At 59.3% G+C, this 21,474-nt stretch carries 18 protein-coding genes; 12 read left to right on the top strand and 6 right to left on the bottom strand.

Annotated features, from left to right (window positions below):
- Nucleotides 1-205 precede the first annotated feature (205 nt).
- Nucleotides 206-982: a L,D-transpeptidase gene (locus tag ACFVTJ_RS06305; RefSeq protein WP_386905617.1), complete on the top strand. Its 777-nt coding sequence runs from the start codon at nt 206-208 to the stop codon at nt 980-982.
- A gap of 262 nt (nt 983-1,244) precedes the next feature.
- The gene (locus ACFVTJ_RS06300) at nt 1,245-1,904 is read left to right on the top strand and encodes an outer membrane protein (RefSeq protein ID WP_386905615.1); all 660 of its coding nucleotides are present in this window, start codon (nt 1,245-1,247) and stop codon (nt 1,902-1,904) included.
- Here the strand turns inward: ACFVTJ_RS06300 and glcF are convergent.
- The 3 genes from glcF to ACFVTJ_RS06285 all read right to left on the bottom strand — a co-directional run bounded on the left by glcF (nt 1,901) and on the right by ACFVTJ_RS06285 (nt 6,071).
- Complete coding sequence (gene glcF / locus ACFVTJ_RS06295; protein ID WP_386905613.1) at nt 1,901-3,202, bottom strand: glycolate oxidase subunit GlcF; 1,302 nt, start codon at nt 3,200-3,202, stop codon at nt 1,901-1,903. The two genes, ACFVTJ_RS06300 and glcF, sit on opposite strands and share 4 nt — an antisense overlap.
- A 3-nt stretch (nt 3,203-3,205) precedes the next feature.
- Nucleotides 3,206-4,420 (bottom strand): glycolate oxidase subunit GlcE, encoded by a 1,215-nt coding sequence (gene glcE / locus ACFVTJ_RS06290; RefSeq protein ID WP_386905611.1) that lies wholly within the window; start codon nt 4,418-4,420, stop codon nt 3,206-3,208.
- A 217-nt stretch (nt 4,421-4,637) separates the two neighbouring features.
- Nucleotides 4,638-6,071, bottom strand: coding sequence for an FAD-binding oxidoreductase (locus tag ACFVTJ_RS06285; protein WP_386905609.1), 1,434 nt, complete (start codon nt 6,069-6,071; stop codon nt 4,638-4,640).
- Between the two features lie 111 nt (nt 6,072-6,182).
- Here ACFVTJ_RS06285 and ACFVTJ_RS06280 point away from each other — a divergent pair, with 111 nt between their 5' ends.
- Nucleotides 6,183-7,082, top strand: coding sequence for a LysR family transcriptional regulator (locus ACFVTJ_RS06280; protein ID WP_386905607.1), 900 nt, complete (start codon nt 6,183-6,185; stop codon nt 7,080-7,082).
- 168 nt (nt 7,083-7,250) lie between these two features.
- Here the strand turns inward: ACFVTJ_RS06280 and ACFVTJ_RS06275 are convergent, their stop codons facing one another.
- The gene (locus ACFVTJ_RS06275; protein WP_386905605.1) at nt 7,251-8,525 is read right to left on the bottom strand and encodes a DUF3422 family protein; all 1,275 of its coding nucleotides are present in this window, start codon (nt 8,523-8,525) and stop codon (nt 7,251-7,253) included.
- 291 nt (nt 8,526-8,816) lie between these two features.
- On the opposite strand from ACFVTJ_RS06275, the gene ACFVTJ_RS06270 reads away from it, so the two are divergent.
- The 7 genes from ACFVTJ_RS06270 to ACFVTJ_RS06240 all read left to right on the top strand — a co-directional run bounded on the left by ACFVTJ_RS06270 (nt 8,817) and on the right by ACFVTJ_RS06240 (nt 16,436).
- Nucleotides 8,817-9,590 (top strand): FadR/GntR family transcriptional regulator, encoded by a 774-nt coding sequence (locus ACFVTJ_RS06270; RefSeq protein ID WP_386905603.1) that lies wholly within the window; start codon nt 8,817-8,819, stop codon nt 9,588-9,590.
- A 103-nt stretch (nt 9,591-9,693) separates the two neighbouring features.
- A complete protein-coding gene (locus ACFVTJ_RS06265; RefSeq protein ID WP_172801569.1) occupies nt 9,694-11,040 on the top strand; it encodes a glycosyltransferase family 1 protein in 1,347 nt (448 codons plus the stop codon).
- The gene (locus ACFVTJ_RS06260; RefSeq protein ID WP_386905601.1) at nt 11,037-11,783 is read left to right on the top strand and encodes an HAD-IIB family hydrolase; all 747 of its coding nucleotides are present in this window, start codon (nt 11,037-11,039) and stop codon (nt 11,781-11,783) included. The genes ACFVTJ_RS06265 and ACFVTJ_RS06260 overlap by 4 nt, the downstream gene beginning before the upstream one ends.
- A gap of 297 nt (nt 11,784-12,080) precedes the next feature.
- Entirely contained in the window at nt 12,081-12,521 is a 441-nt protein-coding gene (locus ACFVTJ_RS06255; RefSeq protein WP_386905600.1) for an NUDIX hydrolase, read from the top strand.
- A 161-nt stretch (nt 12,522-12,682) separates the two neighbouring features.
- Nucleotides 12,683-14,188: an inorganic phosphate transporter gene (locus tag ACFVTJ_RS06250; protein WP_386905598.1), complete on the top strand. Its 1,506-nt coding sequence runs from the start codon at nt 12,683-12,685 to the stop codon at nt 14,186-14,188.
- Between the two features lie 18 nt (nt 14,189-14,206).
- Nucleotides 14,207-14,944, top strand: a complete 738-nt coding sequence (locus ACFVTJ_RS06245) for a 16S rRNA (uracil(1498)-N(3))-methyltransferase (protein WP_386905596.1) — start codon at nt 14,207-14,209, stop codon at nt 14,942-14,944.
- Nucleotides 14,945-15,062: 118 nt separating this feature from the next.
- Nucleotides 15,063-16,436 (top strand): glutamate--cysteine ligase, encoded by a 1,374-nt coding sequence (locus ACFVTJ_RS06240; protein WP_386905594.1) that lies wholly within the window; start codon nt 15,063-15,065, stop codon nt 16,434-16,436.
- Between the two features lie 172 nt (nt 16,437-16,608).
- Here ACFVTJ_RS06240 and ACFVTJ_RS06235 read toward each other — a convergent pair whose 3' ends face one another.
- Complete coding sequence (locus ACFVTJ_RS06235) at nt 16,609-16,902, bottom strand: DUF1127 domain-containing protein (RefSeq protein ID WP_386905593.1); 294 nt, start codon at nt 16,900-16,902, stop codon at nt 16,609-16,611.
- Nucleotides 16,903-17,104: 202 nt separating this feature from the next.
- Here ACFVTJ_RS06235 and ACFVTJ_RS06230 point away from each other — a divergent pair, with 202 nt between their 5' ends.
- Nucleotides 17,105-18,055, top strand: a complete 951-nt coding sequence (locus ACFVTJ_RS06230; RefSeq protein ID WP_386905591.1) for a LysR substrate-binding domain-containing protein — start codon at nt 17,105-17,107, stop codon at nt 18,053-18,055.
- A gap of 42 nt (nt 18,056-18,097) precedes the next feature.
- Here ACFVTJ_RS06230 and ACFVTJ_RS06225 read toward each other — a convergent pair whose 3' ends face one another.
- Complete coding sequence (locus tag ACFVTJ_RS06225; RefSeq protein ID WP_386905589.1) at nt 18,098-20,536, bottom strand: DUF1217 domain-containing protein; 2,439 nt, start codon at nt 20,534-20,536, stop codon at nt 18,098-18,100.
- Nucleotides 20,537-20,900: 364 nt separating this feature from the next.
- On the opposite strand from ACFVTJ_RS06225, the gene ACFVTJ_RS06220 reads away from it, so the two are divergent.
- On the top strand, nt 20,901-21,467 hold the full coding sequence (locus ACFVTJ_RS06220; RefSeq protein WP_386905587.1) for a DUF6101 family protein: 567 nt from the start codon (nt 20,901-20,903) through the stop codon (nt 21,465-21,467).
- Nucleotides 21,468-21,474 lie beyond the last annotated feature (7 nt).

The raw sequence follows: 21,474 nt of genomic DNA, 5'->3' as shown, positions 1-21,474 counted from the left end.
ACCATTGGAAGCTGCGCGCTTACCACTCATTCACCACGTTTCAAAACCGGGCGCTAACCTTAAATCCAGCTTTCCCTAATCAAGGGCTTTTTAATGATCAGCCATTTACGATTCGCTGGCGTCGAGGTGCGAACGTGTCCGGCAAAGCGGGTGAATGCTCCCGCAAGTTCCATTGTTGCGACATCCCGCAGAGAGAGTCCACCCGATGACGATCAAGTCCGTTTTTCTGGCGCTGAGCCTCGTTTCCACCCTCGCCGTCCCGGCCGCCATGGCCAATGAGCGTTATCGCGAGCGCCCGCCGATCGTCGTCAGCCCGGACCTTTCCGCACCTTGGGTTACGCAGCTGGGTGGCCGCGGCAATGTGCGCCCGGTGGTTTATCCGCAGGCACCGGCCGCACGCCAGCCATTCTTCCAGCAGCGTCAGGCCGCCATGCCGCAGCGCCCCAGCTCCGGCGTCACATCGCAGCGTCCGGCGCGGGTGCAGAATGCCGCCGTGCGGCCCAACGCGCCGGTACGCACGCAGATCGCGCCGCAATTCCTGCCGCAGATCGTGACCTACCAGACCACACAAAAGCCCGGCACCATCGTCATCGATACGCCGAACCGCTTCCTTTATCTCGTCATGGCGGATGGCAAGGCACGGCGTTATGGCGTCGGCGTCGGCAAGCCCGGCTTCGAATGGGCCGGCACCCACAAGGTGACCCGCAAGGCGGAATGGCCGAGCTGGACCCCGCCAAAAGAAATGATCACCCGCGAAGCGGCAAAGGGACATTACCTGCCGGCCTTTATGGAAGGCGGCCCGGCCAATCCCATGGGCGCGCGCGCCATGTATCTCGGCTCCACGCTTTACCGCATTCACGGCACCAACCAGCCATGGACGATCGGCAGCAACAATTCGTCCGGCTGCATCCGGATGCGCAACGAGGATGTCACCGATCTTTTCGAGCGTGTGAACGTCGGAACCACCGTTATTGTGATATGACGGCAACGGTGGCGTTAATATGCCTGCCTGGAGCCGCCATGGCAGCGCGTCACGCTTGAATTGTCGTCCCGGAGCGATACAATCGCTACTAGATTGATTTTGCGAGACTTGGCGGGGGACGCCAGGCGCCGGACCTCTCTTAAGGGATGATGGAACGGCCTTGAAACGGGTGGTCAACTGACCGCCCGTTTTTCGTTTCTGTCATCTAAATGTTATCAAAAAACGGTTTGGTGCATTTCTGATATCAATCTGGATTCTCTCTATGCCGCGCCACGCTTCTTTTGTCTGCGCCCTGCTTCTCAGCGGCGTTTCCTTCTCTGCCACCTTTGCAGGTGAATTTGAAATTTCCGGTTATGGCGGCTGGCAAAGCGCGCCTCACAGCGATGTGACGGTTTCCGATGGGCCGGATTTCCGGGCCGGATGGGAAGGCAAGTCCTTTTCCAACCCGCCCTATTGGGGCGTGCGCGGCACCTACTGGTTCGATGAGGGCCAGCTCCGAAATTTCGGTATCTCGCTCGATTACACCCATGACAAGGTCTATGCCGACGATGAGACGCTTGCCCGTTCCGGCTGGTCGCACTTCGAATTCACCGACGGCCTGAACCTTCTGACGCTGAACGCGCTCTATCGCTTTCCGCTGGAATCCCTGCCGATCACCCCTTATGTGGGCGCCGGCGTCGGCATCAACGTGCCGCATGTCGAAGTGTACCGCCCGTCAGGCAAGACCTTCGAATACCAGTTCGGCGGCGCAACGCTGCAGGCGCAGGCAGGCCTCAGCTACCGCATCACCGATAGCTGGTCGACATTCGTGGAATATAAGGGCACCTATTCCTTCGTCGACGTCGATATCGACAATGGCGGCAAGCTGAAAACCGACATCATCACCAATGCCGTGAATTTTGGCGTGGCGTATAAGTTCTAAACCAAAAGCCTCGCCGGCTTCGGACCACCATAGGCCCAGTCCAGCAGCTCTACCGTATGCAGGATCGGCATGTCCGTGCCGGTTCCGATCTGCGTGATGCAGCCGATATTGCCTGTCGCGATAACATCAGCCCGCGTGGCCTCGATGTTCTTCACCTTGCGCGCCTTGAGCTTGCCGGAAATCTCCGGCTGCAGAATGTTGTAGGTTCCGGCCGAGCCGCAGCAAAGGTGCCCTTCCGCCGGATCACGCACGGTGAAACCCGCCACCTTCAGCAGCTGCTTCGGCGCTATCGTGATTTTCTGTCCATGCTGCATGGAACAGGCGGAATGATAAGCGACGGTCAGGCCCTGGCTCTGCTTTTGCGGCAGATCGAGCGTGGCGAGATATTCGGTGATGTCCTTTGCAAGCGCGGAGACCCGCGCGGCTTTTTCAGCATAGGCCGGATCGAGCCGCAGCATATGGCCATAGTCCTTGATGGTGGTGCCGCAGCCGGAGGCAGTGATGATGATGGCGTCGAGACCGCCATTCTGCATTTCCCGCGTCCAGACATCGACATTGCGCCGCGCCGAAGCCAGCGCCTCCTCCTCCCGGCCCATGTGGTGCACCAGTGATCCGCAGCAACCCTCCCCTTTCGGCACAACGACCTCAACACCAAGCCGGGCGAGAAGGCGCAGCGTCGCCTCGTTAATACCGGGGTCGAGCACTGGCTGGGCGCAGCCGGTAAGAATGGCGACGCGCCCCCGTTTCTCGCCTTCTGCCGGCCGCGCGCCCGGACGGGCGGAAGCGGAGGCCGCAGGCACCGTAGCGGGCGCAAGAGCGAGCATGGATTGCAGCGGCTTCAGCGCCGGAGCCTTCGCAAGCAGACCCGTGAAAGGCCGCGCCAGCCGCGCCAGATGCAGGGAGAGCCGGAAGCGGCCGGGATGGGGCAGAACAGCAACCAGCAGATTGCGGATCAGCCGGTCCATCAATGGGCGCTGATAGGTCTGTTCGATGTGGGCGCGGGCGTGATCGACCAGATGCATGTAGTCCACGCCGGAAGGACAGGTGGTGGTGCAGGCAAGGCACGACAGGCAGCGGTCAATATGGGTGACCACCTCTCGGTCGGCCGGGCGGCTGTTTTCCAGCATATCCTTTATGAGGTAGATGCGGCCGCGCGGGCTGTCCAGTTCGTTGCCAAGTGTCACATAGGTGGGACAGGTGGCGGTGCAGAAACCGCAATGCACACATTTACGCAGGATTTTTTCGGATTCCGCCACATGCGGATCGGCCAGCTGTTCAGGCGTGAAGGATGTTTGCATGGTTCAGACGGCCCTTTCCATCGTTACGGCCATCTTGCCGGGATTAAAGATGCCTGCGGGATCGAGCTTTTCCCGGATGCGCGCCGAAAGCAGCGCTTCCGCCGAGGGGCGTGGTTCAAAGGCCGGCACCGTTGCGCGCACCGCATCACTCGCCCTCAGCAAGGTGGCGTGGCCGCCGCCAAGCGCCCGGATCGCGCCGCGCAGCAAATCAGCCTCTGGGTCCGCCTCCATCTGCATCCAGATGAGGCCGCCCTGCCAGTCGTAGAAGGCATCGATGCCCGCTTCCATGCGCAACGCCGCGACAAGCCGGTGGCCTTCAGCTGGCGCGACCGAGACTTTCCAGAGTGGTTTTGCACCCTGCCCGACATAGGGCGCGACATCACGCACCTGCCGCCACAAAAGCCTGCTTTCGTCGCCCTCCAGCAAAGTCCATGGACCGACCCGGTCCATGACAGACAGAAGTTTGGCCGCGCGCGCCTCGACGGAGGCGGCGAGCCCTTCAAGCCGCAAAATAGTCGCCGGGCCTTCCGGCAGAGCACCATCGATGAAACGCGAACGCACGCTTTCCGGCAGATGCGCAGCACCGGAAACCTCGACGCTCATCGCCATCGCCGCCGCCATGATGCGCGTCGCCGCCTCATCATCAAGGCCGGATACGACAACGGTTTTTTCGACGGGCGGTTTCGGCAGCACGCGGAATGTGACTTCGGTGAGGAACCCGAGCATGCCGAACGAACCTGCGAGAAACTTCGACAGATCGAGACCGGTGACATTCTTCATCACCCGGCCGCCGGCCCTGATGATCTCGCCGCTGCCATTAACGAAACGGATGCCGAGCAGGCTGTCACGTGCCGCACCCGCCACATAACGGCGCGGACCGGAAACATTGGCGGCGAAGACACCGCCGATGGTCGGTTCGCCGTCGGTGCCCATGATCGGACGGTGGTCCATCGGCTCGAAAGCCATCATCTGACGGTTTTCCGCCAGCGCCGCTTCGACCGTGGCGAGTGGTGTGCCGGCCCTGACGGTCATGACCATCTCGGCGGGGACGTAGGAGACGATGCCAGCCATCGCGCGGGAGGAGAGCGTTTCAGCTGCTGCCACCGCATTGCCGAAACCGGAACGGGTGTTGCCGCCGATGATTTTCAGCGGTTTTTTCCTGGTTGCGTGGTCGCGGATGATGTCGGCGACCTGGGTTTCTGCGTAGGGCGTCAGCATAGGATTGTTGCCTTCGAGCAAGTGATACCCCCCTCTGCCCTGCCGGGCATCTCCCCCACAGGTGGGGAGATCGGCAAGACGCACCTGCGTCGCTCTATCTCGACCGAAAAGAAAGGTGAGACCTTGCCGCGAGTCGATCTCCCCACCTGTGGGGGAGATGCCCGGCAGGGCAGAGGGGGGTTAGCCACACCCACCGTCGTCACAAAACTCACACCCATCATCCCCTCCCCTCCAGCGGAAACACCTTGGAAGGGTTCATCAACCAGTCCTCATCAAAAGCCGCGCGCACCGCCATCTGCTGGGCAAGATCGGCCTCGCCATATTGATGCCGCATCAGGTCACGCTTTTCGATGCCGACACCGTGCTCGCCGGTCAAACAACCGCCGGCATCCACGCAGAGCTTCAATATTTCATTGCCCGCCTCTTCGGCACGGGCCGCATCATCAGGATCATTGGCATTGAACAGGATCAGCGGGTGCATGTTGCCATCCCCGGCATGGAAGACATTGGCGACGCGAAGGCCGAGCCGGTCGGTGATTTCGCTGGTCTTTTTCAGCACATTAGAAAGCTGGGACAGCGGCACCGTGCCATCCATGCAGATATAATCCGCGATGCGGCCCGTTGCGCCGAAGGCGGATTTGCGACCTTTCCAGATCGCCGCCGCTTCCATGGCGGACTGGCATTCCTTCACGGTCTTCACGCCGTGTTTTCTGGCAATGGTGACGATATCGGCGAGCATGGCGTCCATTTCCGCCTCGGAGCCTTCGACTTCGACAATCAGAAGCGCACCGACATCAAGCGGATAGCCTGCCTTGGCGAAGGCTTCGCAGATCTCGATGGCCGGCTTGTCCATGAACTCGATGGCAACTGGAATGATGCCTTCGCCAATGATATCGGCGACACAGGAGCCCGCTTCTTCCGAGGTTTCGAAACCGAACAGTACCGGGCGTGCGCCTTCCGGTTTGGCGATCAGCCGGACCGTCGCTTCCGTGACGATGCCGAGCTGGCCTTCTGAGCCGCAGACGAGGGCGAGAAGATCGTAGCCGTCAGCATCGAGGTGTTTGCCGCCCAGCTCCAGCACCGTGCCATCCACCAGCACCATTTTCACGCCGAGCAGATTATTGGTGGTGACACCGTATTTGAGACAATGCGCGCCGCCGGAATTCATGCCGATATTCCCGCCAATGGTGCAGGCGAGTTGCGAGCTTGGGTCCGGCGCATAAAAGAACCCCTCCGCGCCGGCCGCATCGGAAATGGAGAGATTGGTGACGCCAGCCTGCACCCGCGCCGTGCGATTGTAAAAATCGAGATCGAGGATCGCGCTCATCTTGGAAAGGCCGATCACGACAGCGTCCTCCTGCGGAATGGCACCGCCGGACAGCGAAGTGCCCGCGCCGCGCGGCACGACCGGAATGCCATAGCGGTGACAATATTTCATCACCGCAGCCACTTCTCCCGTGGTCTTCGGCAGCGCCACGGCCAGCGGCAGGCGGCGATAGGAAACGAAGGCATCGGTTTCGAAGGGCACAAGTTCGCGCGGCTCGTGCACAAGGCAGTCTGCGGGCAGAATATCCTTGAGGTCGGCTATAATGCGGTCACGGCTCGCGACGATCTGCGCGCGCGGCTCCAGAAACTTGATCGGCTGCGTCACCGCTCCCCTCCACTGCCATTCATCCAAACTGGTATTCTTTCTTTACCACTTTGAAACAGAGCAATCAAATGCTAAGGATTTTTTCCGTTTCAGAAACAATCAGGGGCATCTGTGACAAATCTGGGTGATCTGGAAGTCTTTGCAAGCGTCGCCGCCTCCGGCAGCATGTCGCTCGCCGCCAAGGAGCTCGGTTATTCTCCCGCCGTGATTTCCAAACGCGTCAAGCGGCTGGAAGAAAAGCTCGGCGCCAGGCTTTTCCAGCGCACCACGCGGCAGATTTCTTTGACCGAAGCAGGACAGGGGTTTTACGAGCGGGTGCTTGCCGTGCTGGAAGGCCTTGAAGAGGCCGAAGATTTTGTCTCCGGCCGGGCCAATACCGTCAGCGGTACGCTGAAGGTTTCCGCCCCCACCTCCTTCGGGCGCATGCATATTGCGCCACATTTGAAGGGCTTCATGGAGCGGCATCCCGATCTTTCGGTCAATCTGGTGCTCAGCGACGAATTCATCGACATCATCGAAGGCGGTTATGATCTGGCGATCCGCATTGCCGATCTCAACTCCTCCAGCCTCGTCGCCCGCAGGCTGGCGCCTGTGCGGCGTGTGCTCTGCGCGTCGGCTGATTATGTGGCAGCGTATGGCGTGCCTGATACAATCGAGGATCTGAAAAGACACCGCTGCCTGCCGGCGCACAATAATGACATCTGGCGGCTAGAAGGACCCGGCGGCGCTCTCAGCCTTCGTCCGGAAGGAATGCTCATCACCAATTCGAGCGAGGTGATCCGCGAGGCGGTGATATCAGGGCTTGGTATTGCGCTGCGTTCGACATGGGATATCGGCCACGAATTGCGCAGCGGGAAGCTGGTGCAGGTTCTGCCCGGTTATGAAGGGTCGCGCAACGTCACGCTCTCGGCGGTTTATCCCAGCCGACAGTTCCTGCCCGCCAAGGTGCGCTTGTTCATTGATTATCTCGCCGCGCTTTATGGCCCCTCGCCCTATTGGGAGCAGGGTTGAGGTGACAAGGCCACACTGCAGCATCACCTATCCTCCTTCATCCCTGTGCTCGTCACAGGGATCCAGTCAGCCCAAGTCCTTGGGCTGAGAAGAGCCTTCTCGCCGCGCAGACGCGCGTCGGCTGGATTCCTGTGACAAGCACAGGAATGAGGGAAGTTAGAGTATGCCTTAGTGCCCGCCTTCCGCATGGGAGCGGCGGATGCGGCGCACCACCCACCACACACCAAGCACGGCGAAGGGAACGGAAAAGCCGGTGACAACAGCGGGATCGACCGGCAGCACATCATGGCTGATTGCCTTGGTAAGATAACCGATGAGGCCGACCACGTAATAGGAGATCGCCGCGACCGACAGGCCTTCCACGGTCTGCTGTAGACGAAGCTGCATGGCGGCGCGCTTGTTCATGGTGTTGAGCAGCACCGTGTTCTGCCGTTCCAGCTCCACATCGATCCAGCTTCGGACGAGCGCCGTGGCGCGATAGAGCTTGCGCGACAGGTTGGCCTGCCGCTCTTCCACCGACTGACAGGTGCGCATGGCCGGCGCCATGCGCCGTTCCAGAAAACTGCCCATGGTCTCATGGCCCTGAACCGGGGTTTCCGCCAGCGCCCGGATGCGTTCGCGCACGATGCCGTCATAGGCGCGGCTGGCGCCGAAACGATAAAGGCTGAGCGCGGCATTGGCCTCCAGTTCCGCGGCAAGCCGGGTCATTTCGGCAAGCAGCGCATCCGCCTCGTCGCGGGCGTCGCTTTTCATGCGCTGGGTGATGCCGGTCAGGCCATCTTCGATGCGGCGAATTTCCGGCGACAGCGTCTGCGCCATGGGCAGGCCGAGCATGGCGAGCGTGCGATAGGTTTCGATATCGAGCAGCCGCTGCACCAGCGCGCCGCGGCTGTAATCGGTAAGGCCCCGGTCGATCACCAATATCTGCGTCAGCCCGTCGCGATCCTGGCGGAAATCGGTGAGGATTGCCGCCTGACCGTCACGCACATCGCTGTGACAGAGACTGGTCGGCTCGAACATCGCTTCGGCTTGCGATGCCGCACCGCTTTCAGGGCGGATTTCCAGCCGCACGCCCGAGATCAGTGAGCCGGGCGGCGAAAAGCCGTCGCCGAAGGGATCGCCGGCAATCTCGCCGCCGAACTTTTCCGGCGCTGGGCCGTCCCAGAACCATGTGGAAAATTCCGTGTGGCGCTCCCAGCGCAGTGTCCCCTGCCCCCAGGGCATGGCGTGGTGGCGGGCATCGCGCTCCGGCGGCGCAACACCCCGGCCGCGCGACATTTCCGCAATGACCGAATGGTGCACGGCCGAGCCGCCATCCATCATGAAGGCAAGCTGGATGATGATGCGCGACGGGGCAAGCAGCACGGTCGGCCGCGCATGGACCTCGCCCAGAGCGAGCGATCTCTCCGGCGCGCTTGCGAATGCAAATCTACCCTTGGCCATTGCGATATTGTCCCCGCTTCTATGGCTGACGTCTAAGGCATCGATCGTGATGACAACACCATGATCGATGCCGATGTCACTGTTTTGATCCACCTGACAGAAAAATCTGCCGCCATCACCCCGTCCGAGACCGCTTTAACAAAAGCCAATTCAAAAAGGCAGATGCCGAGATGCCGCAGGCATTGATGCAGTCAACGCGACAACTGGATAGAATATTTGACCAGTACGATGCTTCGCTGATAATTTGCCCCTCATCAAATAGGTGGCGGGATTTCGCCGGAGAGTTCTGCGATGGATGAAACGCTCTTTGCGCGCATCGAACACAGCCGCACATCGCAGGAGGTGATCTTACGTTTCGAGGAACTGATCCTCGATGGCATTTTGCGTGATGGCGACCGGCTGCCGGGCGAACGGGAACTGGCGCAGAAGCTCGATGTCTCACGCCCGATCCTGCGGGAAGCGCTGAAGGAACTTGAGACCCGCGGTCTTCTCACCAGCCGGCATGGCGGCGGCACCTATGTGGCCGATATTGTTGGGCCGGTCTTTTCCGATCCCTTGAGCGCGCTGATCACCCGCCACAGCCGGGCGACGCGGGATTTTCTCGAATATCGCCGCTATATCGAAGGCATGACCGCCGAGCTTGCCGCAAAGCGGGCGACGGAACCGGACAGGCTCAACCTTGCCGCCATCGTCGACCGGATGCGTGAAGCACATGAGGCGGGCCACTTTGAAAAGGAGCTCACCAGCGACGTGGAATTTCACAATGCCATTGGCGAGGCCGCGCATAATATCGTGCTGATGCATACGCTACGCTCCTGCTACCGACTCCTGAGCGATGACATCTTTTATAACCGTCACCTCATCTTCACTATCGCCGGCGCCCATGACGAGGTGCTGAGGCAACATATCGCCATCCACGATGCGATTGCCGCCGGCGATCCGGCCGCGGCAAGGGCGGCGGCGGAGGCCCATATCGACTTCATCGTGGAGACGACATCCAGAGCGCATCAGGCGCGCGAATGGGACCGCATTTCCCGCCTGCGACAGCAGCAGCGCGGCAGCTGAAAACGCCACCTGGCGAAATGTGCCATCCATTTTATTCCTGTTTTGATGGAACCTTTTGTGCCGTTCGGTCTTTTTATCGGGTTAATTGGAAAAATTTACCAAGATGGGACCCATGACAACCACGAGCGAAACTGAACGCTATCCGCGGATAGCTCTCATATCGACGCATGGCTATGTCGCCGCGCACCCGCCACTGGGCGCTGCCGATACCGGGGGACAGGTGGTTTATGTGCTTGAGCTTGCACGCAAACTCGGCCAACTCGGTTATACCGTCGATCTTTATACCCGCCGCTTCGAAGACCAGCCGGAATTCGACGAGGTTGACGAGCGCGTCCGTGTGGTGCGCATCCCCTGCGGCGGGCGTGACTTCATTCCCAAGGAATATCTGCATCGACACCTGATGGAATGGTGCGAAAATGCGCTGCGTTTCATCAAGAAAAACGACCTCAACTACTCGTTCATCAACAGCCACTATTGGGACGCCGGCGTGGCAGGCCAGAGGCTCTCCGAAGCGCTGAAAATCCCGCACCTTCACACACCGCATTCGCTCGGCATCTGGAAGAAACGCCAGATGGAGACTGACTATCCGGAAAAGGCCGATACGTTCGAGCTGGAGTTCAATTTCAAGGAACGCATTCAGCACGAACTCATCATATACCGCAGCTGCGACATGGTGATCGCTACGACACCGGTGCAGCTCGATGTGCTCATCGAAGACTACGGACAGAAGCGCAAACATATCCACATGATCCCACCGGGTTATGACGACAACCGCTTCTTCCCGGTTTCGGATGCGACGCGGCAGATGATCCGGCAGCGTTTCGGCTTTGAGGGCAAGGTGGTGCTGGCGCTCGGGCGACTTGCCACCAACAAGGGGTATGATCTGCTGATCGACGGCTTTTCGGTGCTTGCCGAGCGCGAGCCGGAAGCCCGTCTGCATCTCGCCGTCGGTGGCGAGAATATGGACGAGCAGGAAACCACCATTCTCAACCAGCTGAAAGAGCGGGTGAAATCGCTCGGGCTGGAAGACAAGGTGGCTTTTTCCGGTTATGTCGCGGATGAGGACTTGCCGGACATCTATCGCGCCGCCGATCTGTTCGTGCTTTCCAGCCGCTACGAGCCTTTCGGCATGACGGCCATTGAGGCGATGGCGAGCGGCACGCCAACCGTCGTCACCATTCATGGCGGGCTGTTCCGCGCCGTCAGCTATGGGCGACATGCGCTGTTTGCAGATCCTTTCGACAAGGAAGATCTCGGCATCACCATGATGAAGCCGTTCAAACACGAGCGGCTTTACGGGCGGCTTTCCCGCATGGGGGCCCACAAGGCGCGCAGCCTGTTCACATGGACCGGCATTGCCCAGCAGCTTCTCGCGGTTGTGGAAGGCAGGACCATGATGCCAGTTCTGGAAGAGGCGGACTGGGCCGAACCGTGGAATGACGGCGATTGAAACAGATTCGTCTTCTTTCCACTGATCTTGACGGAACCGTCGTTGGCGATAACGACGCCACGCGGCGGTTCCGCGATTTCTGGTACTCCCTGCCGGATGATGTTCGTCCGGTTCTTGTCTTCAACAGCGGCCGGTTGATCGATGATCAGCTTGCCCTTCTGGAAGAGGTGCCGCTGCCGCAGCCGGATTATATCATTGGCGGCGTCGGCACGATGCTGCATGCGAAAAAACGCAGCGAACTAGAAAACGCCTATACACACTCCCTCGGCACCGGGTTCGACCCCCGGAAGATCACCGACGTCATGGGCGGCGTTCCAGGCGCGACCATGCAGGAGGAGCGATACCAGCACGGCCTGAAATCGAGCTGGTTCCTGCACGATGCCGATGCCGCTGCGCTTGCCGAGGTTGAAGCCGCCCTTCTAGCAGCCGATATAGACGCGCGCATCGTTTACTCCAGCGATCGCGACCTCGACATATTGCCCAAAGCCGCCGATAAGGGCGCAGCACTTGCATGGTTATGTGGACAACTCGGCATCGGCCTCGACGAATCAGTGGTCTCAGGTGATACTGGCAATGATCGGGCGATGTTTGAATTGCAGACCATCCGCGGCGTGATCGTGGGCAATGCACTGCCTGAGCTCGTCTTGCTGGCCCGGCAGGACAATCGCTTCTTTCACTCGACAGCGACGGAGGCTGACGGGGTGATCGAAGGCCTCCGGCACTGGGGTATAAACCCTGATTGAAGCAGCCCCGACCATAATTCATATCGGCCTTGCATTCTGACTAACTTGAAGGCGGGCAGATAGAGCATTATCTGCATCGGCTACCCGGTCAGGGAACCAACCGGCCAAAACTTTGTTCGCCAATCGACCCCAATAATTTGCCCCAAAGCTTCATAACCACGAAGACAGCAGTGGGTTATGGGTCAAGGGGGATTGGCGGAATCTGTGGCATCTCTATATTAGCAATTATCATTACCCGACGAAGAGGATTTATTCGGATTGAAGATTTTGAATCGATTGGCGACAGACGTTGGCTTGATGTTGCGCAGACCGCCGCGACAGCAATATGCGGCGCTGTGCTATCGATTGTCCAAGAGCAATCCGGAGCCGGAAGTGCTGCTGCTGACCAGCCGTGATACCGGGCGATGGGTCATTCCCAAGGGCTGGCCCATGGCCAACAAGAAGGCCCATGCCGTGGCCGAACAGGAAGCCTATGAAGAAGCCGGCGTCAAAGGCACGGTGGAAAAGGCACCTTTCGGTTATTACGAATATGAGAAGAAGCTGAACAGCGGCATCAACGTGCCCTGCAAGGTTCAGGTGCATCTGCTCCAAGTTTCGGAAATGCGCGACAGCTTTCCGGAAAAGGAATCGCGACGGCTGGAATGGGTCAGTCCCAGGGAAGCCGGAAAACGCGTCAACGAGCCGGAATTGAAGGCGCTTATGCTCGCTTTCGACAAGCGGATGGCGCATTCACAATAGCGCCCTTGCCCGAAGAGTGGCATTGTGGAGTTTGGTTCTCCGACATCAATCTTCCGATCTTTTCTTTTGGGAAGATGTGCGAGATGTAACAGTCTTTCTGTAAATTGCCTTCAACCTGCGACGCTGCCGGACGAAAGGGAATGCTGGCAAACGAGGTGTGAATGGCAACGAAGCCGCCATCAAACATGAAGCCGACGCTCGACAAGGATCTCGACAAGATTACCCGTGTCGAAGAAGCGACGCTGCATGTCACGCAGCAGCTTGCGGGCCTTGGCGCAGGTTTCATGTTCGTTGTTCTTGCGGCCCTCTTTGCCGGCGCTTTCGTCACCGGCACGGCCGGCTCCGTCATCATCATCGTTGCTGCCGCCATCGGCGCCTATATGGCCATCAATATCGGCGCAAACGACGTCACGAACAATGTCGGCCCTGCCGTCGGCGCCAAGGCTATGCCGCTTGCCGTCGCGCTCATCGTCGCCGCCATCTGCGAGATAGCCGGTGCACTGATCACCGGCGGCAATGTCGTCGAGACCATTTCGAGCGGCATCATCAACGTCGAGACCATTCCCGACAGGACTGCATTTTCCTGGGCGATGCTTTCGGCGCTTCTTGCTGCCGGCCTTCTCGTCAACATATCGACCTGGACGAGAGCGCCGATTTCCACCACGCACACGGTAGTCGGCGGGGTTGCCGGGGCGGGCATGGCCGCTTATGGGGCGAAAGCCGTCGAATGGCTGTCGCTCGGCAGCATCGCCTTTGCCTGGGTGCTTGCGCCCTTCATCAGTGCCGCGATCGCCATCGCCATCCTTGCCTTCATCAAGGAATTCATCATCTACCGTGAGGACAAGATCGGGTCTGCCCGGCTGTGGGTGCCGGTTCTCATCGGCCTCATGGCAGGCGTTTTCATGGCCTATCTCATCTGGGTCGGATTGCGCCAGCTCATGCATGTCTCGCTTGGCCATGCGAGCATCATAGGGCTGGTGACGGGCCTCCTCGTCTGGCGGCTTAGCGTGCCGATCATCCGCAAACAGTCGGAGGGACTGGAAAACCGCAACCAGTCGCTTCGCATATTGTTCCAATGGCCGCTCGTTCTCGCCGCCGGCCTGATGTCCTTTGCCCATGGGGCAAATGACGTGTCGAATGCCATAGGCCCCGTCGTCGCCATCGTGCGGGCCTTGCACGACGAGGCGGTGCAGACATCCGCTCGTGCGCCATTGTGGGTGATGCTGGTCGGCGCTTTCGGGCTCTCCTGCGGTATTCTTCTCTACGGCCCGCGCCTCATCCGCCTTGTCGGTGAACAGATTACCAAGCTCAATCCGATGCGCGCCTTCTGCGTTTCGGTGGCAACGGCGCTGACCGTTCTCGTCGCCTCGCGCTTCGGTCTGCCAGTTAGTACGACCCATACGGCAATCGGCGCGGTGTTCGGTGTCGGCTTCTTCCGCGAATGGTACACGCAGGCATCGCGAAGGCGGCAGGAACTCGTCCAGTCGGGCACGAGTGAACCCCGCCGCATCCCCCGATATCTCGACAATCCTTCCGAGGTGCGCCGCCGTTATCTTGTCCGACGCTCGCATTTCATGACGATCATCGCCGCCTGGGTGGTTACCGTTCCCGCAAGCGCAACACTTGCGGCGCTGCTCTACTGGCTCCTATCCTTCTTCTTCCTCTGACACTGAAACCGAAATCCCATGCGCGCAAATTTCCGGATGCAACGCCTGTTCATTGACGCCTCCCTTTCCGAGGGTGTGGCGCAGGAGGCGACAGCCGAACAGTTCAACTACCTCGCCAACGTGCTGCGCCTCAGCGACGGCGCGGAAATCCTGCTGTTCAACGGCCGCGACGGCGAGTGGAAAGCGAAGCTCGCCTTCCCGAGCCGCAAGAAGATCGTTCTCGTTCCGCTCGAACAGACACGGCCGCAGCCGGATGCGGCGGAACTGCATTATCTTTTCGCGCCGCTGAAAGTCGGGCGTATGGATTATCTGGTGCAGAAAGCGGTGGAGATGGGTGCCGGCCTGCTGCAACCGGTGATGACGCAGCATGTTCAGGGCAAGATCCACAACACCGAAAAATTGCGCGCCAATGCCATCGAAGCCGCCGAACAATGCGGTATTCTGTCCCTGCCCGAAGTGGCAGAGCCGGTAAAATTGAAAGACCTGCTGGAAACCTGGCCGAATGACCGCCGCATCATCTATTGCGATGAAGGCGATGCGGGCCAAAATCCGCTGCCGATCCTGCAGGCCGTCAAGGAGCGCAAGATCGCCCTGCTGGTCGGCCCGGAAGGCGGTTTTTCCGAGGAGGAACGGGCGTTGCTGCGCAGCCTTGCCTTCGTTACCCCGATCCCCCTCGGGCCGCGTATATTGCGAGCCGATACGGCCGCCGTTGCCGCGCTCGCCGTCATTCAAGCCGTTATCGGCGACTGGAACTGAGGGGCGCCATTGCGCTTCATGCATCTTTAAAAGAAATTCATTTGCCACCGGATACGATCCGGCCCTATCTGCCAATCATATGCCTCGCCGCAACAGAGACGTCATAACAAGGTAAGCCATGGCACGCGACACGACCGACCAGACACCCCTTTCCTCCGTGACCGAACTTACCGACTATCTGGCGGGCGGTAACAAAGCCGAATCGGATTTCCGCATCGGCACCGAACATGAGAAATTCGCGTTTTTTCGAAAAGATAACAGCCCGGTTCCCTATTTTGGCGAAGCCAGCATTTCGGCCCTTTTGAAGGGCATGCAGGAGAAACTTGGCTGGGAGCCGATCATGGACGGTGACAACATCATCGGCCTTGGCGAGCAGCACGGCATGGGCGCCATCTCCATCGAGCCCGGCGGCCAGTTCGAACTTTCGGGCGCGCCGCTCGAAAACCTGCACCAGACCTGCAAGGAATCCAACCAGCATCTGGCGACCCTTCGCGAAGTGGCAGAGCCGATGGGCATCCGGTTCCTCGGCATCGGCGGCAGCCCGCTGTGGACCTATGACGAGACGCCGCGCATGCCGAAATCGCGCTACGCGATCATGACCCGCTATATGCCGAAGGTCGGGACCAAGGGTCTCGACATGATGTACCGCACCTGTACCATCCAGGTTAATCTCGACTTTTCATCCGAAGCCGACATGCGCCAGAAGATGCGCGTTTCCATGAAGCTGCAGTCGTTGGCGACGGCGCTCTTTGCCTCTTCGCCCTTTACCGAGGGCAAGCCGAACGGACTTCTCTCGTGGCGCGGCGATATCTGGCGTGATACCGACAATCGCCGCTCGGGCGTGCTGCCCTTCACATTCAACGACGATTTCGGCTTCAAGGACTATGTCGAATGGGCGCTTGATGTGCCGATGTATTTCATCGTGCGCGACGGCAAATATCATGATTGCACCCATGTCACCTTCCGCCAGTTCATGAATGGGGCGCTGAAAGGCGAAATCGCCGCATGGGAACCGACCATGGGTGACTGGACGAACCATCTCTCCACGCTCTTCCCCGATGTGCGGCTGAAGCGTTTCCTTGAGATGCGCGGCGCCGATGGCGGTCCGTGGAGGCGCATCTGCGCCCTGCCCGCCTTCTGGGTCGGCCTTCTCTATGACGGGCAAGCGCTCGACGCTGCCGATGCGCTGACCGCCGATTGGAATTTCGATGAGGTGATCGCGCTTCGCAACGCCGTACCGGCCAAGGGGCTCAATGCAGAGATTGCCGGCAAGCCGCTTCTCGGCATCGCCCGCGAGGTTCTCGACATTTCCCGCACCGGTCTGAAAAATCGCAAGCGGCTGAATGGCGAAGGCCAGGACGAGACCGTGTTCCTCTCGTCGCTCGACGAGGTCCTGGCCAAGAAGACCACGCTCGCCGAAGACCTGCTCGCGCTTTATCACGGCCGCTGGGGCGATTCCGTGCTACCGGTGTTCGAAGAATATCAATATTGAGGTTTTGCCGGAAGTCTGGGCACTCAGTTCAGGCCGGGCCATAAAAAAGCCCGGTGCGGCCGAGGGGGCCTGACACCGGGCAAAGGCAGGGTTATTGGCAAATCACCCTGCGGGGAAAACCTTGCGGCTGGAAGCCACGTCCGGCAGCTGGAGGTCTGCCGGAGGCGGAATTTCAAAGCGTCTTGAAACGCGTGACCGCGCGTTTGCGTGCAGCCCGGGTGAGATGGGCCGTCGGATCTTCCAGCAGGCCGGTCTTGAGAGCATCGCTGACATCCGACCGCACCAGACCGATATCGGAAAGAAGGCGGTCATCAAGTTCCGTGAGGCCGTTGGCCACGATACGATTGTAGATGCGCTGGGCGAAGGTTTTAACGCCGGAAACAGCCAGCACAGCGGCGCGACGCCAGGCGTCTCCCGGCCGTGCGGTTACAAGTTCCAGTTCCATTCTCCGTTCTGCCGTGCGCATGATACATATCCTTTCATAACGGCACGATGCGGCACCGCCCCCGACGCACCACGCGCGAGAAGCTGCCTTGGGTTGGAGGCCCGACGTCTCGTCGGCCCGGGTTGATACTGATTTGCTTGGTGTCAAAATGTCGCAAGACTATTGATCAGTCCAACGAATGTTTCTAATGTGAGGCATCAATCATTCTGATGGATGAAATTCCATGTCCGCACCTCTCGACATAGACCAGCTTCATACCTTCATCGCCATTGTCGATACGGGCAGCTTTACCAAGGCTGCTGACCGCGTTTTCAAGACACAATCGGCGGTCTCCATGCAGATGCGGCGGCTTGAAGAACGCATCGGCAAACAGCTTTTCGCCAAGGACGGCCGTGGCAACCGGCTGACGGCGGAGGGCGAAAAACTGATGAATTACGCCCGCCGCATCATCCGCCTCAACAATGAGGCAATAGCCGCTTTCGATGATAATCGGCTGGAAGGCACGCTGCGCATCGGCACGCCGGATGACTACGCCGACCGCTACATGCCTGAAATCATCGGCCGTTTCGCCAAGACCCATCCGAATGTCGAGCTTTATATCGTCTGCGAACCGTCGGTCAGCCTTGCGGAAAAAATGGCGCGAGGCGAACTGGATATCGCACTCGTTACCCACAATCCGCGCGCGCGCTCCTCGGATGTGGTGCGCACCGAGCCGCTCTGCTGGGTGGGCTCCGCCAACCATCCGCTGAAGGACGACGCGCCCGTGCCGCTCGCCCTCGGGCGGCGTGATTGCCACTGGCGCCAGCTTGCCTGTTCGGCGCTCGATGCCGATGGGCGGGATTATCAGGTTCTGTTCACGAGCTGGTCTTCCACCGTGGTCGCCGCCGCGGTACTGGCGGGCATGGCCGTTTCGGTGCTGCCGGAATCGGCACTGCGCACCGGCATGAAGGTTCTGACGGCCGGTGATGGTTTTCCGCCGCTTCCGCCGGTGCAGATCGGCTTGATGAAGCGTCCGGGCCTCTCGCCTTCGCTGGTGAACGCCATCACCGACCACATTACCGCGTGCCTCGACAACATCTCGCCGATGAGCATTGTCGATGAGATGGATAATGACGTGAAGACCTACCCCAAGATGCCGCGCCTGCGCGCCGGGCACATGCTGCCGGGGTGGTGAGTGCAGTGAAGGCCGGAGAAATCCGGCCTTTCTTTTATCTGCTTATCGCGCCCGCAGCGTTGCGACCGCCAGCAGCGTGTCGCCGCTGATACCCGCCGAACCGCTGTCAGTAAACAGCGTCATGATCGGATCGGTAACGTTCTGGTTGTTGTCATACATGATGGTGAAACGGGCAATCAGCTTCTTGACCTTGTCCGGGTCCTGAAAATCCTTGATGTCGAAATACTTCTTCATCATCTCCACCTGCGTATCGACGGCCGCATTGCCGAGTTCATCGGGGATGCCGAAAGTGGTCTTGATGAAGTTCTGTATCGCGGTATCGGCGAGGATCGAATAATAGGACGTCGTGCCGGCTGCCATGCGCTTGAAATAGAGCGCCAATCGGACACCGGCGTTTTCTTCGCCCGCCTGCGTTTCCAAGGTCTGGGTCAGGTAATTGTCGAGCGTTTCGTAAAGCCCGCGACGCGTCTGGATCAGGCTGCGGTCTTCATGAAGGAGCTTGCCGTCCTTGTCGAAATTGAACGCGGTGACGAGGCGGCGAAAAACCGGGTCCATCTGCTTGTTGACGTAGCTGTTCTTGTCATCGAGATCAGACGTGAAGATTTTCTGCAGCTGGTCTTTCGTCACGCTCTTGGGGTCGATACCAAGCGATTCCATCGCGAATTTGGTCAGACGATCATTGGCCAGGAAATCGCTGAGCGTCTTGATCTTCTGCATCTCGCCCGCGAAATATTTTGCCTCGGTCGTGGCGGTTTCCTTGTCCTTGGCGGTGCCGAAGGCCGATTTCTTCTTGATGTAGTCGGCTGACATGGTCTGCAATTCGATTTCCGACTGCGCCAGAATAGGGGAACCGACCGAACCGTCTTTCGCGAAGTTAAAGAGTTCGGCAAGCTTGACGTATCGGTCGTCCTTCAGCGTGTAGACGTAGCTCCTCTTGTCCTGAAGGTCGCTGGTGAGCACTCTCTGGATATCGGAAATATTGACCTTGGACGGATCGAGCCCGACGGCCTGCAGCGCGTAATTATAGACGGCATTGGTTCCGAGAAAATCCTTGACGCTCGTCACCTTTCCGATGCTGCTCTTGAACAGCGAAAGCGCCTTCGCGTCGGCTGCCTCGTCCGCATCGTTGTAATGGGTCATGTAACCGCTGGTGGTCGTCGCGGTCTGTGCCGTCGTCTGCGGCGTCGTGCCGGCCGCGAGCGTTCCATCCGGCAGGAAATTGAACGCATTTTTCAGGGCAAGGTAACGTTTGTCGTCCTTTCCCACGGTCGTGATGTAGTTGTTCGGATCGGTGAGATCGCTGGTGAGGATGTTTTTGATCGTTGCAGGCACAACCGTTGGGCCGTTAAGGTCGAAGGCCGTTCTGATGTAGTTGACAAGCCGCGCATCCGACATCAGCTCTTCGACCGTCGTGATGGACCCAATCTTCGATTCGAAATAATCCCGGTTCAGCGTCGCGACCGTCGGCGTCACACGCGGCGCGCTGCCGATATAGGAGTCCGTGATGGCTTTCAGATTATCCGCGGTCTGCGCGCCGCCGGCATCCACCGTGCCGTCATTCTTGAACTCGAAGGCGTTCGCGATCTGCGCCATCTTATTATATTGGGTGACGGTGGTCTGGAGCGTCGTCTGCTCCGCCTTGATGGCCGCGAGCTTTGCCTCCCACTGATCCTGCGGCGGCAGAACGGCCTCCAGCTGGGTGAGCTGGTCCTGACGCGTCACCTTCTCCGCCTCGAGCTTGGAGCGCTCGTCAGCCGTCAGGCCGGTGCCGGCAAGTTCGGTATCGATTGCCGTAATGCGCGCGGTGACCTGGCCGTGCAGTTCGATGTTACCCTTCATCGTCAGTTTTTCGACCGCGTCATTATAGGCCGCGCCGTATTTCTGGTTGATGTAGCTGTCCGGATCGGAAACGTCGCTCGTCATCAGTCCCTTGAAGTGAGCATAGGAATAGGTCTTCTCATCGATGCCGAAGACTTGGAAGATATAAGCGCGCGTCCGGTCGTTGCGCAGCAGCTGGTCGGCATTTGTTACTGTGCCGATGATCGCCTTGTAATAACGCGTCTCTTCCGCAAGGCTGCTGTTCAGATTGGTGATCGACGTGTCGTAAAGCCCGATCATCTTGTCGAGCTGCGCGTCCGTCTGTACGGTCTTGGTCGAAGAGGTGAAATTAAAGGCGGCAGCGAAGTCGCGATACCGCTCGTCCGTCAACTTGTTGGCAAAGCTGTTCTGGTCATTCAGGTCGCTATCGAGCACCTTCTTCATGAAGGCCTTGGCATAGGTCATCTCGCCGAGACCAAAGGCATCCATGGCATAGGAATAGAGCTGGTAATTATTGAGGAACTCATCGACGCTTTTCACATTGCCGATGTTTTCCTTGTAATATTTCGTCTGACGCTCGACCATCCCCTGCTGCGACACGCGCGAAATGCTTGCCTTCATATCGCGGTTGATGAGGTCGTAGCTGAGAAAAGTCGATACCATCCGAATGCCCCCTGGAGTGCGGCATCCCTCAGGACGCCAAAAACTCCGGTTTTGAATCCACTCCTCGTGCGTCCATCCGGGCGCACGGCAAGCCTTGGCGCCACTATGCGTGACGCGCCTTGCCCGTAGCTTGAAAGAGCACATTTTCGACCGGCGTAAAAATCGCATTGTCTCGATCTCTTTTACCTCAGCGAAACCATGCCACAGTGGGTTTTGCTAACCATTTGGGAATGCAAAGTTTTCTTAACCGCGATTTTTAAGCAGTCTCGAACAGGCGGCGGGTAATCTCCTGACATCAGAGGACGAAAAGTCCCGATGAGAAGACCGGAAACCGGCTCTCAGGTAAAACAAGGGTAGATTAAACATGACCAAGACCGTTCTGAAGCCCGACTGGGCCGTCGCCACACTCAGGTTAGACCCGGCACGTTTTCCGCAACAGGTCACCTATGGAAAAGGCAATGGCGCGACTGATGTCGCCGTCACTCTCGATGAACGCGGTGCCGTTCTGAGAAAGGTTCTCTCCTCTTCCGGCCTGCCTCTGTCCTTCGCCCTGCCTGCCCGCGCCTTCAAGGGTGTCGCCGCCCGCGCGATCGACCACGGCGATGGACAGGTCACCGTGACGTTGGAACTGCACCATGACGATCCGGATCTCTGCGTTCCGCTTCTCGTCGCCCATGATCTCTGCGATATCGCCGCTGACTGGCGCAGCTGGTCCGAAGCCTATCGCATTCCCATGCTGATGGTAGAGGCCGATGGCGTTGCCCGTCCGCTGGAAGAACATCTCGGCAAGGTGCGCACCAAGAATACCCGTCCGCGCCGCCGCCACTCCTATTTTGCAGAGCGCCGTCCCCGCTTTCTCGTTCGCCGCTCCACCGGCTCGCTCGGCATGAGCATGAAGATCGAGGGCAAGGAAATCATCGCCCGCAACTGATCTTCTT

It is taken from the genome of Agrobacterium sp. NPDC058088 (assembly GCF_042885035.1).
In the GTDB taxonomy this organism is placed as follows: domain Bacteria; phylum Pseudomonadota; class Alphaproteobacteria; order Rhizobiales; family Rhizobiaceae; genus Agrobacterium.
Note: the sequence above shows the minus strand (reverse complement) of the source record. Positions and strands in the feature narration are given on the sequence as shown.